Origin of the sequence: Clostridium sediminicola, from assembly GCF_050402865.1 — a bacterium.
Lineage (GTDB): Bacteria > Bacillota > Clostridia > Clostridiales > Clostridiaceae > Clostridium_AF > Clostridium_AF sediminicola.
Genome location: NZ_BAABMF010000025.1, coordinates 1 through 16,537, shown reverse-complemented (window position 1 = coordinate 16,537; position 16,537 = coordinate 1). Strand labels below are relative to the sequence as shown.

The following is a 16,537-nucleotide window of genomic DNA, read 5'->3' as shown; positions in this document are numbered from 1 at the left end:
ATATTTATTACCTAGTAATATTATAGTATAAGTATGAATTAATGTCAAATGTGTGTTTTTAAATATATAAAATTGTAGTGTTTATTATAAAATAATTTAAACGAATACATTGACAATCCTATACGTACAGGTTATAATTAAAACACAAACAACATGTACGTACAAGTTCAACAAATTGCTAACTTTTAATCTGTTTTTATGTTTTCAAAAATTAGGGGGGATTTAATAATGTCTAAATTCACTAACGATGTTAGCCAATTACTAGAGTATATTGGTGGAAAAGAGAATATTGCAGCGGTTTCACATTGCGTAACGCGTATGCGTTTTGTATTGAATGACACTAAAAAAGCAGACGTTGAGAAGATAAGAGCATTAAAACATGTAAAGGGTGTATTTACTCAGGCAGGACAATTTCAAGTAATAATAGGAAATGAAGTTCCGTCTTTTTACAATGAATTCACAAAAGTAGCTGGGATAGAGGGAATAAGCAAGAACGCAGCAAAAAACACTGCTAGACAAAATATGAATATACTTCAAAGAATGATTTCTCACTTAGCAGAAATATTTACACCACTTATTCCTGCTATTGTTGTTGGAGGCTTAATTCTTGGATTTCGTAATATAATCGGTGATATAAAGTTATTAGAAGAGGGAACAAAAACGCTAACAGAGGTTTCTCAATTTTGGGCAGGTACTCATCATTTTCTTTGGTTAATTGGTGAAGCAATATTTTTCTTTTTACCTGTAGGGATTACTTGGTCAATTTCTAAGAAAATGGGAGCAACACAAATACTAGGTATAGTACTAGGTATTACATTAGTTTCTCCGCAATTGTTAAACGCCTATGCAGTTGCAGGTGGTGCTGAGGCTCCAGTTTGGAACTTTGGATTTGCTCAAATCAAGATGATTGGATATCAAGCACAGGTAATACCAGCAGTACTTGCAGGATTTGTATTTTCGTATTTAGAAATTCAATTACGTAAGGTAGTGCCAGAGTATATCTCAATGATAGTGGTTCCATTCCTTTCGTTAGTACCAACGGTGTTACTAGCACATATTGTTTTAGGTCCTTTAGGGTGGACAATTGGTTCATTTATATCTGATGTAGTATATGCAGGATTAACATCAGCATTTGGTTGGTTATTTGCTGCGGTATTTGGATTTAGTTATGCACCACTCGTAATAACTGGATTGCATCATATGACTAATGCTATTGACCTTCAATTGATGAGTGAGTTCGGTGGAACAAACCTATGGCCAATGATTGCTTTATCAAATATAGCTCAGGGATCTGCAGTACTTGCAATTATTTATTTGAATAAAGATAACGAAGAAGAAAAGCAAGTGTCTATTCCAGCAGCAATATCTTGTTATTTAGGGGTAACTGAACCAGCTATGTTTGGTATAAATTTAAGATATGTGTACCCATTTTTAGCAGCAATGATAGGTTCTGCTATAGCAGGAGTTGTTTCAGTTGGTTCAGGTGTTATGGCTAATTCAATAGGGGTTGGAGGATTACCTGGTATACTATCAATTCAACCAAAGTATATTTGGGTATTTGCCATTGCTATGCTAATTGCTATAGTTGTACCTTTTGTCTTAACAATAATTTTCGCAAAAAAGAAAATAGCAGTAAAAAAGTAGTTTAGAAACTCTAAGGGAGATATAAAATTTCTCTCTTTTCTTTCAATAATTTAGAGGTGATGAATGGATGAAGGATTTTAAGAAAAGTGTAGTCTATCAGATATACCCAAAATCATTTAAGGATTCTAATGGAGATGGACTTGGGGATTTAAAGGGTGTTACAGAAAAGCTAGATTATTTAAAGACATTAGGTATAGATTATATTTGGCTAACTCCTTTTTATGTTTCTCCACAAAATGATAATGGATATGATGTAGCGGATTATTGTAATATAGATCCACGTTTTGGGACGATGAAAGATTTTCAAGAAATGGTTCATGAGGCTAATAAACGTGGAATTGATGTTATGCTTGATATGGTATTTAATCATACATCAACAGAGCATACTTGGTTCAAAAATGCATTAAATGGTGATGAAAGATATAAAAATTATTATATATTCAAGAAAACAAAATCTCAAAGAGCACCGACAAATTGGATATCAAAATTTGGTGGTTCTGCTTGGGAATATATTGAAGAATTAGATGAACATTATCTACATTTATTTGATACAACTCAAGCTGATTTGAACTGGGAGAATCATGAGGTTAAAAAAGAAATATTCGACATAGTTAATTTTTGGATAGAAAAAGGTGTAAAGGGATTTAGATTAGATGTTATTAATCTTATTTCAAAGCCAGATAAATATGAAGATGATTATGAGGGAGATGGTCGTCGTTTCTATACAGATGGACCTCGTATACATGAGTATTTGAAAGAACTAAATAGTCAAACCTTTGGGAAGTATAAAGATATTATTACTGTAGGTGAGATGTCCTCAACAACTGTAGATAATTGTATTAAGTATTCAAATCCAGATGAGAAAGAATTATCTATGGTATTCAACTTTCATCACTTAAAGGTTGATTATAAGGATAAAGAAAAGTGGTCTTTAATGGATTTTGATTTTATGAAACTAAAAGAAATATTAAGTACTTGGCAGAGTGGGATGCAAAATGGTAATGGATGGAGTGCTGCATTTTGGTGTAACCATGACCAGCCCCGTGTTGTATCACGTTTTGGTGATGATAAAAAATATCATAAGGAATCAACAAAAATGTTAGCAACAGCAATACACATGCTAAGGGGAACACCTTATATATATCAAGGGGAAGAGTTTGGATCAACAAATCCATATTTCAATGATATTAAGCAATATAAGGATATTGAATCAATAAATTATTATAATATTTTAAAAGAACAGGGTATAAATGACGAAGAAATAATTAAAATTTTACAATCTAAATCCAGAGATAATTCACGTACACCAATGCAATGGAATAGCTCTGCAAAAGCAGGGTTCACAGATGGAACACCGTGGATATCTGTAAGTGAAAATTATAAAGAAATAAATGCTGAAGAGGCATTAAAGGATACCAATTCAGTTTTTTATCATTATCAGAAGTTAATAAAGCTTAGAAAAGAATTTGATGTTGTTGCTTATGGAGATTTTCAGCATATATTAGAGGATCATGAGAACATTTTTGCATATATAAGGAACTATAATGAAGAAAAATTACTTGTAATAAATAATTTTTATGGAAGGGAAACAGAATTTGTATTACCTGGGGAATTTAATTTCCATGAATATAATAGCAAAATTTTAATTTCAAACTATAATGATTCACCAAATTGTTTTAATAGAATTACATTAAGGCCATATGAATCAATTGTATATCAATTTGTGATATAATATTAGAAATGACAGAATACATGTGGTGATGAATATTGATGAGTAAATACTTAGCTATATACAATGAAATTGTAAACAAAATTGCAAATAAGACAATAAAATCGAATACAAAGCTACCATCAGAGAGCAAACTAATGCTTCAATATGATGTATCTAGGGATACAATACGAAAAGCATTGAATTTACTTGAGCAAAATGGTTATATTCAAAAGGTAAAAGGCAAGGGTTCATTTGTTTTGGATATTAACAAATTGGATTTTCCTGTTTCAGGATTAGTGAGTTTTAAGGAATTGTCTAAGGAAATGGGTAAACAATCTAGAACAATTGTGAAGGAGTTTGAATTAATAAAACCTAATGAATTTCTGATAAAAGAGCTTGATGTTAAAAAAGATGATGATATTTGGAAGGTTATTAGAGTTAGAGAAATCGGAAAAGAAAAAATTATATTGGATAAAGATTTTTTTAATAAAGAAATGGTATCTTTATTAACTAAAGATATTTGTGAAGATTCAATATATGAATATTTTGAAAAAGAATTAGGTATTGAAATAAGTTTTGCAAGAAAAGAAATCACAGTAGAAATGGCTACAGAAGAAGATGAAAAATATCTGGATTTAGGACATTTTAATATGATTGTAGTTGTTAAAAATTATGTTTATTTAAAGGATGCAAGATTATTTCAGTATACTGAATCAAGACATAGACCAGACAAATTTAGATTTGTAGATTTTGCTAGGAGAACCTATAATAACGCTTAAATAGATAAACTACTTTGTAGGATAGATATTTAGTTCACAGGCTACAGTTAACAGTAATGGATGATTTTCTTTCAGAAAATCTTTAGATTTGATTAAAGCTTTTACTACGTAAAAAGTGTCCTTATATTATCTCGTTTAAAGAAAATACGGACAATTATAGGAGATAAAAAGTATTCGTCTATGGAAAAAGGAAGGAGGATTGATTATGTTTAAAAAGCTATTTGGAGCTAAGAAGCAGAAAAATAAAGATGTAATTAATGACAAGGGAGACAAGAACTTATTTGTATCACCTTTGAATGGAGAGTTATTAGATTTAAAAGATGTACCTGACCAGGTTTTTTCTCAGAAAATAATGGGAGATGGGTTTGCTATAAAACCAGAGAATGGAGAAATAGTATCGCCTGTGAATGGTGAAATAGTAACATTATTTCCAACTAAGCATGCAATAGGCATTCAAGGTGATAATGGACGAGAGATATTGATTCATATTGGAGTAGATACTGTTAATCTTGAGGGAGAAGGATTTAAATCTCTTATAAAACAAGGTGATAGGGTAGAAGCAGGCCAGACTATAATGAAAGTAGATATAGATAAAATACAAAGTAAGGTACCTTCAATAATAACGCCAGTAGTATTTACAAACCTTTCAGAAAATGAAAGAGTATCATTTGAAGCTGGTAAAAAAGTTGAAGCAGGTGAAGAAAATATAATTACTATTGTAGCTTAATGATTACGTTTAAAATACAAGATTCCAGGGGAGTCTTGTATTTTTTACTTTTTAAGTAGTTGTTGATTTTGGGACAATAATTATAAATTACAAGTGTGAACTTTTTAATTAATACAAAACTGTTTCAAAACATAGGCTAATTTTTTATGATTTGTATGAAACCTTTTGGGCAAGGTAAAAGTATTAGAAGTGAAAGGAGGAGATATTTGATGCATATATCGTTACGTACGGACGATGAAGTGGATGAAATATTAAAAGAATACTCAGATACAGTTTATAAAGTGGCATATTCACAAACAAAAGATCGTTATCACGCAGAAGATGTTTTTCAGGAAGTTTTTTTAAGATTAATAAGGAAGAGGCCAGAATTTGAAAATAAGAAACATTTAAAAGCTTGGCTAATACGTGTCACAATAAATTGTAGCAAGAATATTTTTCTTTCTTCCCACTTTAAAAAAAGAGCAGAGCTCAATAGTGAAATTGTTGATAATAAAGATGAATTTGAAAAGAGCCAGTTATATGATGCAGTAATGGCATTGCCAAAGAAATATAGAACGGTGATACATTTATACTACTATGAAGGTTATTTAGTTAAAGAAATAGCAGCATTATTTAATAAAAAGGAAGCTACTATAAAGACTAACTTACATAGAGGAAGAAAATTACTCGGAGAAAATTTGAAAGGAGATTTTATTTATGAATAATAAAAAAGACTATAAAGATGCTTTTGAAAATATCAAACCTAGTGATGAAATAGTAAAGAAAACTTCACAAATGATGAAGGAAGAATTACATGGAAAGAAAAGTGGAAGAGCTAGAAATTTTCATTCTTATAAAGCTGGGTTAGCATTAGTAACCTTTGGTTTTGTTTTGATTTTAGGATTTATAGGAGTTTTTGATTTCTTACAAAATGATAAATCACCTATATCACAACAACCAGAGGTAGCTTTAAATGAAAAAGGGGACGAAGTTAAAGAAACAGAAATTTTAGATAGAGATAAAAATCAGTTAATATCAAACAATGAAAGTATAATTGATAATGAACCAACAAAAGATCATGAAGAAATAGTTACTAAGAATAGTCAAGATAATGAAATCGAATCTAGTATTCCTGAAAAGAACGAAGAAGATATAAAGGAAGCTTTACCAGAAAATATAGATGAAAGAAGACCAATGGCAAAGGTTGCTGTAAATATTAGCGGAGAAATAACAGAAATAAGTGAAGATGGTAGCAAAATTAAAGTTGGTGAACAGTGGATAATAATTAATGAAGATACTGTTTTTGAGGATGATCCTGATAATGGAAGAGAACCTGTATCAAAAGAATTTAAGGTTGGAAACAGGATTGCTGGGTTTACATTGGATGATGTTAATGCTTCAGAAGTAACAGCTTATGCTATCTATAGTAATGGAAAGTTTTAAATATTAATAAGTAGCTGAAAACCTCTCAATTTAATGGGAGGTTTTATCTAGTTATGATGTAAAGGATATAATGGTGTATATTGATAATGTTGCTTCTTGACAAAGAACATCAAAAACTATATAATTCCCATGGTATAGGGAGCTATTTTCCCTTTTTAAAATAGTGATTGAAAGGATAATAATATGGATGAATTAATTTACTCTACCCTTAGTCAGTTCTCATTAGTTATTTTATTATGCATTTTTGTGATTAGCCTTGTTACACTTAGTAAAGGAGCTGATATTTTAGTAGACGAAGCTGTAAGTCTTTCTATACATTGGGGTGTTCCTAAAATGATTATAGGAGCTACAATTGTCAGTTTAGGTACTACATTGCCTGAGGCTACAGTGTCGGTTTTTGCTGCAATCAATGGTAATCCAGATTTAGCTTTAGGAAATGCAATAGGATCTATTATTGCAGATACAGGGTTGATTATTGGTATCGCCGCACTTATAGGAACATTGCCTATAGATAAAAATACTATTAATCGTCAAGGGCGTATTCAATTACTTGCTGGAGTACTATTGGCTTTTGTTAGTTTACCGTTTTTATCAAAAGGACCACATGGAGTAATTACACAGTGGACAGGTTTGATTTTTATTGCACTATTGATTTTTTATATATTTATGTTAATAAATGGTACAAGAAAATCTAATGAGGCATTAGCTATGGATTTGGAAGAAGAAAAGAATTCAGTATTTTTACAGATTATTAAATTATCACTTGGCGTTGTAATGGTTATTGCTTCATCTAAAATATTGATACCTACAGTAGGAGTTACAGCTGCTCGTGTTGGTATTCCACAAAGTGTTATTGCTGCAACATTAGTAGCATTTGGTACTAGTTTACCAGAACTAGTAACAGCGATAACATCAGTTAGAAAAGGGCATGGAGAATTAGCAGTAGGAAATATTATTGGTGCTGACATTTTAAATGTTTTATTTGTTGTTGGGAGTGCAGCTGCGGTAACACGAAGAGGGTTAATTGTTCCTAGAAACTTTTATATATTGCAGATACCTACAATGTTAATAGTATTAATTGCTTTTAGAATTTTTGCTAAAAATAAAAAAGGGGTCATTACAAAACCACAAGGACTTTTTCTTGCAGGGATTTATTTTATTTATTTAATACTTAATTTTGTTTAGGATTCCACAGTTTAACATAAAAAAACCTCCCGTCGTGAAACACACGACGGGAGGTTTTTTAGTTATATTTATAATTTTCTTTTGAGAGAAATTAATTTCACTATATAAACTATAATTTATTTAAATTCTTCCATGTGATTTTTATCTTCATGAATTGATATGAACATAAAATATTCAAATTGACCATGATCTGTTGAGAAAGGAATCTTTTTCTTTATGAAAATTCAATATGAAGAAATTATTTGGGTATACTAGCGTTGAGGTGATTTATATGAAGAAAAAAATTTGGATTATAACAGTACTAATTATTATGTTTATATACCCAAAGGCTATTTGTGCACCAAATTATAAATATGTAGAAATTTTTAACCCAAAACAAGATAAGGTAGTAAAAGTGGTTCAATTAACTCCAGAGATAAATGATATGATTTCAAATTGGGTGATGAATATTGAAAATTTTTACGGAAATCTTGACCCTATAACAGATGACGGATATGCAATTAAAATACCTTTTAATTCATCTGTACAGGTAGAAACAGATGTGTTGAATGCTAATATAAAAGAAGTATTCATACTAATTCCAGAAAATGAGTTGCCATTTTACTTAGTTTTTGAAAATAATGATAAAGTATCTTGTTTTGCTTTTAATGGAGATATTGAGGAACTATCAAGAGCTTTAGATTTTAAACTAAAGTAAGGAATTATTGAATTTTTATAGACTTATTAAAAAAACTGAGGAAAAAAGGAAAAAAATGTAGTATTATATAATTATAATGAAAATAATGCTGAAAATAGGATTCACAAACAAAGGGGCACTGATAGGTTTTAAACTTGATAAGGGGGGATTGGATGTTTTGTCCAAAATGTGGTAAAAAAAGAAATGGAGATGGTAAATTCTGTGGTGGTTGTGGTTATAGATTTGAAGAAGAGATAACAAATCACAAAGAAAGTTCTGAAAAAGATAATATTAGCTATAAAGAACATTCACAAGATATAAGAAAGTCCAAAACTGTAGAAAACAAGAGAAAGAGTAATGTTAGAGCAAAGAAAAGTAGCAATAAATCTATTCTAATTGCAATAGCGAGTGCTTTTATAGTAGTAGTTTTGTTGATAGGTGCAATGTTCTCTATGATGGGTAGAGACAAAAATGGTAATGATGTTAATGACACTAAAAAAGATGATATAAAAGATGATATAAAAGATGATATAAAAGATGTTAATGATAAAGAATATGATAGTCAAAGTAATAATGGTTCTAACAATCCTGATGACATAGAGGATAACTCAAATCCTGAAGATGACAATTCTAATAAAGGTGACATACTTTCTATTTCAAAATATTATGAACCTCGTTCTATAGATGCATCATCCTACCTTGATGCCACAGATAGTTCTCACTATTTTCCGGAAAATGTTGAAGACCAAAATAAAGAAACAGCTTGGGTAGAAGCAGCAAATGGTAATGGTAGTGGAGAATGGATTCAATTGAATTTCGATGGTGAAGTTACTATTGATGGAATTGAATTTCATAATGGATATAAGAAGTCGAAGGAAACATATCTTAAAAATAATAGACCTTTCAATGTATTACTGGAGTTCTCTGATGGTAGTCATATGAATGTCCAATTTTCTGATACGTTTGAATATACAAGCATACTTCCAGTAGATTCGGTTACTACAAGTTTCATAAAGCTTACTATTGTTGATGTTTATAAAGGTAGTACTTATGATGATACATGTATCTCTGAGATACGTGCATTCAAGGAGTAATTAAGTGAAAAGAAAAAAAGTTAATGTATTTAAAATAATTTTAGTTTCAATAATAGCTGTTCTTTTAGTGATTTTGGCTATTTACAAAATGAGTACTCAAAATACAATTGTGGGTAATCCAGATTATGAAGATTCTTTATATATAAGCAAAGATGAGTTTGTATATAAATTTGAGGATTCGATAAAAGATCGTGGTTTTAATAAAATTGAAAATATTAATAGTAGAGAGTCTGCTTATGAATTGCCTAATGAAATGAATTTAAGAGTTGGGACAAAAAGTGATGGCGAAACATTAAGCTTTATAATTTTCAGCTGGAAAAAAGAATCAAATGTAAAAAGGGGGGTATATACATGGGTCAAGTTATTAGTTTAACTATTAAAGGCTTAAAGAAAGATTTTAAAAAGAACATAATCAAAGCTTTATTAGTTTCTATTATGATTTTTATTCTTAATTTTATTCTTTTAAGTAAATTTCAAAACAGTGGTTTAGGACCATATCTAAGTTCAACTCTTACTATATCAGGCAATAGACTTGGTGGCACTTTATTTTGGTCACTGGCAGGTGCGTTTGCAGTAAATATTTTTTCAAAGATTAGAGAAAAACAAAATTTATTTCAATTAAATAAAATAAAGCCTGTGGTTGGAAGTATGATTTCTTTTTCGAAGAATGAATCCAAATTGGTGTATATTGTAGGAATTATAATAGCATTAGTTTTTAGTGGTGTTACTGGAAGTGCATCTTTTAGTTTAATGGCTGCACTAACTTTATTTTCTTCTTCAATGGAAATAAAGAAGAGTAAATTAGCTTTTGTACTTAATATAGTGGTTGGAAAATTAATAAGAGCGGTGTCCAAAAATAAAGGTGATAATTCTATAAGTTCATTAATGAGTGGTTCAACTTTTGGATTTATGCTGTACGGGTTATTTAATGGAAATTTAATGGCGGGTACTTTTGGATTAACTTTAATTATTTTATTTATAATTATTAATATTATTGGCATTTTCAAGAGGAAAAAGAAGAATGGAGAGGAGATATAATGAAAAGATTATTTGCTATATTATTTATTTTATTATTGATTTTACCTGTGATTTCTGCAAAGGCTTTTGGAAATGTTGAAGAGAATATTAGTACAATTAAAGATAGAGAAGGCTACAAGAAATACGATTTTGAGCTTTCCAAAGAAGAAATTGAAAAGAACCAATATTTAATTTATAGAGAAGAGTATCATTTTTCACATCCTGAGAAAAATTCTGATTTAAGTTTTACTGTAGAGAATAATGAATTTATGGGAGATGGGTCTGAGTTAGGCGTAAATTCAGTAGAGGATTTCAGTAAATTATTTGAACTAGGTTATCTATGTTTGGAAAAATCAGTTAGGAAAGTAAAAATTGATTTTCCTAAGTATACTATGTTTAGTACCGTATATTTTTATTCTACATATCCTAATGAATTTCAAAAAGTACATGTAAATGTATTTAATGGGATATTTAATGAAAAAGTTGATAAATTGAGAGGGGACATTTTTTCATATGTACTTTTCCCAAATGATGGCTATGATGCTTCTTTTCATCAAATAGAACTTCTCAAAACAGATACTGATGAATTGTATTATAATTCAAAGAATGACCCATGTATTGGGGAGTGGATTCCGAAAGAAGACTGGTACAAGACTGATAAATATGTATTTACAGATTATTTAAATCTTGAGGATGAGTTTAAGGTGTTGGAACAGGTTTCAGTAGATTATAGAGTTTCTATTAGAACTGTTGGAAATAGGAATACAGGTGGTATAGAGAACCCTGATACCACTGGAGGAAATACATCTGGAACTAATATAGGTGGAGGAGGGACAAACCCATTAGTAGATGGAATGCTTCCCTTTATAGGTAGTTTATTATCTATTCTAGGATTACTTGGTTTATCTTCTGGTCTTTCTGGATTAGGTGGAACTAGTGGTCTAAATGGCAATAATGTAGATAATCCGGATGGTGAAGAAGATGAGAGCACGTTAAGTTTAGAGGCTAAAATTCATGGTGGACCTTTAATAGCTGGTAACACTAGAAAAAGTGTAACTCTTAGCGTTTCCATAATTGGTAATGCTGAGGAAAGTGAAAAATCAGAAGTAGCTAGAACTATATCTGTAGCTCCTAGTGGGGATGCAATTGGTTCTGATTATGTTTATATTGAAGAAGAAAATCACAATAGTGGAATGGAAAAGCTATATTATATTTCTTTCACCTATTTAGCGGATTCAAAATTTTATAAAGGCGATAGTGGAATTACCTTCCCAATAGAGATTCCGTTGGTAGTCAATAGTGATTCTTCAAAGGTTACTGCTAAGAGAGTAATTCTTAAGGTAGAAAAAGATGAAATGAAATTACTTTTAGAACCAAAATCAATTGTAATAGCGGATAACCAAAATCAACATTATCCTATAAATGTAAGAGTTAAATCCATGGAAAAGATAGAGTGGAAGTTTTCAACAGAGATTGAAACATCTCTGGAAATGGGGATAAAGCATGTGGATTGTATTGATATTGAAGCGGATAAATGTGGATTAAAAATATCACCAGAAATTCTTCCTGAAGGATCAGGAACGTCTGTTTCTAATACTGTAATTGTAAAAGCTTTTAATGAGAAAACTAATAAACTACTCCAGAAAAAGTTAGCAGTAACAATTGCAAGGGAAGGATTAATAGTAGTAAATGAACAAGCACTAAATATAATTGCAGATGGAATTTCAAAATCTAAGATAAAAATAGGTGCAGTTACTGCAGAGTATGGAGAACTGAAAACGGATTATGATCTTCTATCAAGTATAAAGATTGAACCCAAAATTATTACTGATGAGAAGCTTGCTGAAAATGCATTTGATGCATCGAAAATTCAATTTGGAAAAGGTGATTGGGATAATTTTGATGGTTATAAAAATAGAACTTTATCTACATACTCCTATGATATTATGACCACTAGAGCAATACCTGGAAATGGTTCAAATTATAGAGGGAAATTAAGAGTAAGTGCATCAAATAAAGATAAAACTTATAATCTTGAAATACCATTAGTGTTAGATGTATTATCTATGGGACCAGGAAGTCCAAGTTGGCAAAAGGAATTAAAAAACTGCAGAGATACTATTAAACTCATTCCAAATGAATATCAACCAAAGATGAATAGTATTCTAGAAAGTAAATCAAAGGTAATGGGAGCTAGAGGACTATATGAGCTTCGTAAGAAAATATGGAAAATTGGACTAACTCTTTGGGAAGCTGAAGGCGGAAAAGGATATGAAGACCTTGAAAGATGGGCTGGATACATTGAAGATACTTTAAATGTTGCTCATTGGCTAGGTAGAATGGCTACAGATATAGCAGGTACAATGGTTACAGGAAGTCCATATTTAGGAATGGTTGTTGGAGAAAGTCATGACGCCATAGTATCAGCTTTAGTTTCTTATAGAGATGGCTTAGATTTAAGTGAATGGTACGATAAGTATTTCTATGGCGACTTAATGGACATCATTGAAGGTATTGGAGAAGAAGCCATAAGTCGAGAAAATATGATTAAGGTTTTAGAAAAATTCTTTAAGAAAAATCCAAAATTAAAATTAGCAGCTTACACAATGTTATTCATATATAACTTAACAATGAATATCTGTAGAAGAGATATGGATGTATTTGATGCCGCAAAGGCAGCAATTAAAGATATGGTTTACGCCGAGGTATTAAAATTTGCTGCAGGAAGAATATCTAAAAAAATTGGTAAAGGAAAAGCTAAGGGAGATATTAATAATGCGTCCAATAATAAGGGCAAAGCTGGTGATATCGCAGACTTCAATGACTCTATGACTAACCAAAAAGGATTTTCACAAGCTAATAAAAAGATAAATAAACTCCATGATGCAATTGAAAGTGGAGACCCTAAAGCAATTGATAAAGCAGTATATGATATTAAGACAGACAAGTATGCTATTGCTGAGATAAATAAGAAAATAGATGGTAAATCAGTATATCCTGATAGCATGAAAATCAAAGTTGAAGATGTTTATGATAATATGGTTAAAAAGCCAGTAAACAGCAAGCTAAATAATAAAATAGAAGATTTATATAATAAAAAATCTAATGTTTCAAAGGTAATTGAAATAGAAGATACAGGACGTTCAAACCCAACAAAGGATGCAAAGGTTGGATCTGACTGGGATGTAGGTAAAAAGGTTACCTTTATTGATAATAATGGGCGCGTTAGAACAGAGATTATGAAAGCTAAAGATATGAAACCTCTACTTACAGATTCAATCAATGAAACAATAGGAAACAAATACGGAAAAGGTATAAGCCCAGAAGATTTAAGAGCTAAAAATGACATTGAACCAATGGGAAAAGATGCAGCTGGAGGATTTGCTGATGATGTTGATAAGGCAGTTGGCATCAAGAGCAATAAGAAATATTATTACGATAATCCTTTAGATATAAAAGACCCACAAGCCTTTGGAAAAACTGCTAAACATAAGGTGTTAGAATGGTGGAGTGAAAAATCTGACCATCTAACAAAGAGTGGAGCTAAAGCTTTAGATATTAATAGTAGTAAGCTAGAAGGACTAAAACAATATAATAAACAATACAATACATTATTAAAACCAATGGAAGATATCGCAAAAATTAAAAAGCCAAACTTAAAAGCACCACCAAAAGTCCTTGATCAATTCCAAAAGCTAACTGATGAAGTAATTAAGGGGCATAAGTCTATAGAGTATATGGAAAACACATTGAAAAAGAGTGGATATTCTGTAGAAAAGATATTAGATATCTTTGGTAGTCATATTGAGGTCTATGCAAAGGAACTGTAGATAAATTTAATTTTTTAAGGTTTTCTGCAAGAAAATCATCCTTGAACTTATAACTAATAAAAAGGGGGTATTTCTATGAACTTTGAACAGGTAGAAAAAGAGTATTGGTATGCAAAAAGAGCTTATGAGAACGGTGTTATAGACGAAACAGAATATTTAAATAAAGTTAGAAATGAACTTTTAGTTCAAGATGAAAATACAGGTAAGTGGATGTTAGACGAGGAAACGGGTAATTGGTTATGGTTTGATGACTTGAATAATGAATGGATTAGAAGAAATATACCTGGATATAAAAAACAAAATGAAGAGTATGTAGTTAGTATAACAGCACCAGAGCCACCGCAGATAGATGAGGAAAAAAGAGAAGAAATTCGCCAATACCAAATGGGCAATGTAACAAATGAACAGGTGAAGACTGAAAGTGAACAACCTAAAGAAGGATTAATAGAAGAAATAAAAGAAGAATCCACATTACAATGCAATAAATGTGGTCAAGTTGTGAATAATGATGATAATTTCTGCCCAAGCTGTGGAAATAAAATTGAAAAGATAAAGAAGAATTTCTGTAAACACTGCGGTAAAGAAGTTAATGGAGATAATAAATTTTGTATTTTTTGTGGGAAAGAAGTATAGAAATTTTTGTTTACTATAATTGCTATAAGAAAGTTAAGAGGTAATCAAATGTGTGATAAGAATGAGTATGTAAGAGAAATCTTAGATGAAAAAACTGGTGTAATGAAACTTTTTCCTATTCCTAAAATTGAAGATAAAAAGGAGAGTAATAATTATCAGGGATTTAGTATTGTACAAGGCATTTTAATTGTTATCGCAATACTTACAGCATGTGGTCTTATTATGGGGCTATTTGTTTATGCATTAGGATCAATAGCTTATTATACTCCGCAGAATATTAAATTTTCTATGGGCAAGATTTACCATTTTAGTGGTAATATTATAGTTGTTTTAGCTACTTTATTCATAATATATCTTTTTATAAGATATAAGATTGAGGCTAAATCTCAATTCAAAGAAAAAACTTTGGATAAAATTCCTGTAGACTGTACCCCAGCTGTTGCAGGATTGCTTCATAATTTTAAGAAAAGAGGAAAAGGGAATGATTTAATATATAAAGTTCACCTAGAGAATATGCTTGCCAATATCATGGATTTAGTTAGAAGAGAGTATATAAAAATTGACAAAGATAAAAGGTCTTTGATTCTAAACAAAGACCTCCATGAAACTTTATGGGATCATGAAAAAGAGTTGTTGACTTGGATATTTAATAAACTTGGAAACGGAGAATATGTGGATAAAGATTTAGCCAATTCATATTCACAATACTCTGAAGAGGTAAAGTGTAGTCCTCCGTCCTGGGCAAGATGTATAATCTGGGATTCAAATAAAATGGGTTATTTAGATACCTCAGGAGAAAAGGGAGAGAAGCTAGGAAATACTGTTGGTATAGTTCTTATGGGTATTTCAGTATTGGGGTTACTTATTAGCCAGCCTTGGTCAATATCAATTATTAAAATATTTATTTGTGGTTTAGTAGTTAAATTGCTTTCAAAAGCGGTTAATAGACGTTCAGAGCTAGGAGTTACTACTACTGCGAAGTTTTATGGTTTTAAAAAATACATTGTTAATACATTTAAGACAAATGAATTTCCCTATGTTGGAGAAGAAACTTTTAGACTTTATCTAGTATATTCGGTTACTTTTGGAGTATATGATAAAATTGTTAAGATTTTTTATAAAAACAGAGGAGATTCTTATGATATGTATGGGAGAGAAATTACTAATTTCATAGAAAATCTCCAAATTGTTAATGATATAATTCAGCCCCAATTTTATTATGAACCGGAAAAAAAATAAATTATTAGTTGAGGTGATTATAGTTGTCAACTAGGAAAACAATAGTTATAATTTTTATGATTTTCTTATCTTCTTTAATCTTCATCGGATGTGACCACACTAATTTGACAGGCGAGGTTGTTGTAGAAAATAAGGCCATTCATGTTGGAGATGAAGTTCCATTGGCATTAGAAGTTCCAGAAGAATTAAGTGAAATTCATAGAGTTTTTTGGGATGTACAACCCGATGATATGGGAACAATTCTTTTTGATGATGAGCTAGTTGAGACATTGGACGCAGAAAAGATAGAAAAGCTTTTTGGAGACTGCAATATAAACCCTGATAGAGTAGCAGTATTTTATCCAAAAAAAGTTGGAAAAGTTAGAGTATATTTAGATGGGTTCTTTCGACAAACAAATCCACAACCAATTGTGGAAATTGAAATAGAAGTGATACAATAATTAAGGTATGCTCAAATTAAAATGGTACCTATAGAATGGACACTAAGAAAAGGTGTTTATTCTATAGGTATTTTTTTGTATACTTTATTTAGAAGAAAGAGAGGTTGAATTTAAATGAGTAAAATCACTTTCACTGAAGA

15 protein-coding genes are annotated in these 16,537 nt (G+C 30.6%); all 15 read left to right on the top strand.

The genetic code is table 11. The features are described from left to right. The first annotated feature begins 228 nt into the window (after positions 1-228). The 15 genes from treP to ACQ3F0_RS23745 all read left to right on the top strand — a co-directional run bounded on the left by treP (position 229) and on the right by ACQ3F0_RS23745 (position 16,397). Positions 229-1,644 carry a PTS system trehalose-specific EIIBC component gene (gene treP, locus ACQ3F0_RS23815; RefSeq protein ID WP_428868294.1) on the top strand — a complete coding sequence of 472 codons (1,416 nt, stop codon included), beginning with the start codon at positions 229-231 and terminating at the stop codon, positions 1,642-1,644. 67 nt (positions 1,645-1,711) lie between these two features. Then, positions 1,712-3,376 (top strand): alpha,alpha-phosphotrehalase, encoded by a 1,665-nt coding sequence (gene treC / locus ACQ3F0_RS23810; protein WP_428868293.1) that lies wholly within the window; start codon positions 1,712-1,714, stop codon positions 3,374-3,376. A gap of 35 nt (positions 3,377-3,411) precedes the next feature. Further along, positions 3,412-4,134, top strand: coding sequence for a trehalose operon repressor (gene treR / locus ACQ3F0_RS23805; protein ID WP_428868292.1), 723 nt, complete (start codon positions 3,412-3,414; stop codon positions 4,132-4,134). Positions 4,135-4,339: 205 nt separating this feature from the next. Further along, entirely contained in the window at positions 4,340-4,861 is a 522-nt protein-coding gene (locus ACQ3F0_RS23800; protein WP_428868291.1) for a PTS sugar transporter subunit IIA, read from the top strand. Positions 4,862-5,070: 209 nt separating this feature from the next. Beyond that, complete coding sequence (locus ACQ3F0_RS23795) at positions 5,071-5,565, top strand: RNA polymerase sigma factor (protein WP_428868290.1); 495 nt, start codon at positions 5,071-5,073, stop codon at positions 5,563-5,565. Next, a complete protein-coding gene (locus tag ACQ3F0_RS23790) occupies positions 5,558-6,283 on the top strand; it encodes a hypothetical protein (protein WP_428868289.1) in 726 nt (241 codons plus the stop codon). The genes ACQ3F0_RS23795 and ACQ3F0_RS23790 overlap by 8 nt, the downstream gene beginning before the upstream one ends. A 183-nt stretch (positions 6,284-6,466) precedes the next feature. Next, the gene (locus ACQ3F0_RS23785; RefSeq protein ID WP_428868288.1) at positions 6,467-7,468 is read left to right on the top strand and encodes a calcium/sodium antiporter; all 1,002 of its coding nucleotides are present in this window, start codon (positions 6,467-6,469) and stop codon (positions 7,466-7,468) included. 271 nt (positions 7,469-7,739) lie between these two features. Further along, on the top strand, positions 7,740-8,165 hold the full coding sequence (locus ACQ3F0_RS23780) for a hypothetical protein (protein WP_428868287.1): 426 nt from the start codon (positions 7,740-7,742) through the stop codon (positions 8,163-8,165). A gap of 152 nt (positions 8,166-8,317) precedes the next feature. Continuing rightward, positions 8,318-9,238 (top strand): discoidin domain-containing protein, encoded by a 921-nt coding sequence (locus ACQ3F0_RS23775; protein ID WP_428868286.1) that lies wholly within the window; start codon positions 8,318-8,320, stop codon positions 9,236-9,238. Positions 9,239-9,242: 4 nt separating this feature from the next. Then, entirely contained in the window at positions 9,243-9,611 is a 369-nt protein-coding gene (locus ACQ3F0_RS23770) for a hypothetical protein (protein ID WP_428868285.1), read from the top strand. Next, positions 9,590-10,276 carry a hypothetical protein gene (locus ACQ3F0_RS23765; RefSeq protein WP_428868284.1) on the top strand — a complete coding sequence of 229 codons (687 nt, stop codon included), beginning with the start codon at positions 9,590-9,592 and terminating at the stop codon, positions 10,274-10,276. The genes ACQ3F0_RS23770 and ACQ3F0_RS23765 overlap by 22 nt, the downstream gene beginning before the upstream one ends. Further along, positions 10,276-14,085, top strand: a complete 3,810-nt coding sequence (locus ACQ3F0_RS23760; protein WP_428868283.1) for a hypothetical protein — start codon at positions 10,276-10,278, stop codon at positions 14,083-14,085. Before ACQ3F0_RS23765 ends, ACQ3F0_RS23760 begins: the two co-directional genes overlap by 1 nt. Before the next feature lie 75 nt (positions 14,086-14,160). Next, positions 14,161-14,718: a zinc ribbon domain-containing protein gene (locus ACQ3F0_RS23755; RefSeq protein ID WP_428868282.1), complete on the top strand. Its 558-nt coding sequence runs from the start codon at positions 14,161-14,163 to the stop codon at positions 14,716-14,718. Between the two features lie 48 nt (positions 14,719-14,766). Next, positions 14,767-15,957 (top strand): DUF2207 family protein, encoded by a 1,191-nt coding sequence (locus ACQ3F0_RS23750; RefSeq protein WP_428868281.1) that lies wholly within the window; start codon positions 14,767-14,769, stop codon positions 15,955-15,957. A 23-nt stretch (positions 15,958-15,980) separates the two neighbouring features. Then, positions 15,981-16,397, top strand: coding sequence for a hypothetical protein (locus tag ACQ3F0_RS23745; RefSeq protein WP_428868280.1), 417 nt, complete (start codon positions 15,981-15,983; stop codon positions 16,395-16,397). Positions 16,398-16,537 lie beyond the last annotated feature (140 nt).

Coding starts and splice junctions, on each gene's coding strand:
- treP (WP_428868294.1), top strand. CDS start 229: ATGTCTAAATTCACTAACGATGTTAGCCAATTACTAGAGTATATTGGT.
- treC (WP_428868293.1), top strand. CDS start 1,712: ATGAAGGATTTTAAGAAAAGTGTAGTCTATCAGATATACCCAAAATCA.
- ACQ3F0_RS23800 (WP_428868291.1), top strand. CDS start 4,340: ATGTTTAAAAAGCTATTTGGAGCTAAGAAGCAGAAAAATAAAGATGTA.
- ACQ3F0_RS23795 (WP_428868290.1), top strand. CDS start 5,071: ATGCATATATCGTTACGTACGGACGATGAAGTGGATGAAATATTAAAA.
- ACQ3F0_RS23790 (WP_428868289.1), top strand. CDS start 5,558: ATGAATAATAAAAAAGACTATAAAGATGCTTTTGAAAATATCAAACCT.
- ACQ3F0_RS23785 (WP_428868288.1), top strand. CDS start 6,467: ATGGATGAATTAATTTACTCTACCCTTAGTCAGTTCTCATTAGTTATT.
- ACQ3F0_RS23780 (WP_428868287.1), top strand. CDS start 7,740: ATGAAGAAAAAAATTTGGATTATAACAGTACTAATTATTATGTTTATA.
- ACQ3F0_RS23775 (WP_428868286.1), top strand. CDS start 8,318: ATGTTTTGTCCAAAATGTGGTAAAAAAAGAAATGGAGATGGTAAATTC.
- ACQ3F0_RS23765 (WP_428868284.1), top strand. CDS start 9,590: ATGGGTCAAGTTATTAGTTTAACTATTAAAGGCTTAAAGAAAGATTTT.
- ACQ3F0_RS23760 (WP_428868283.1), top strand. CDS start 10,276: ATGAAAAGATTATTTGCTATATTATTTATTTTATTATTGATTTTACCT.
- ACQ3F0_RS23755 (WP_428868282.1), top strand. CDS start 14,161: ATGAACTTTGAACAGGTAGAAAAAGAGTATTGGTATGCAAAAAGAGCT.
- ACQ3F0_RS23750 (WP_428868281.1), top strand. CDS start 14,767: ATGTGTGATAAGAATGAGTATGTAAGAGAAATCTTAGATGAAAAAACT.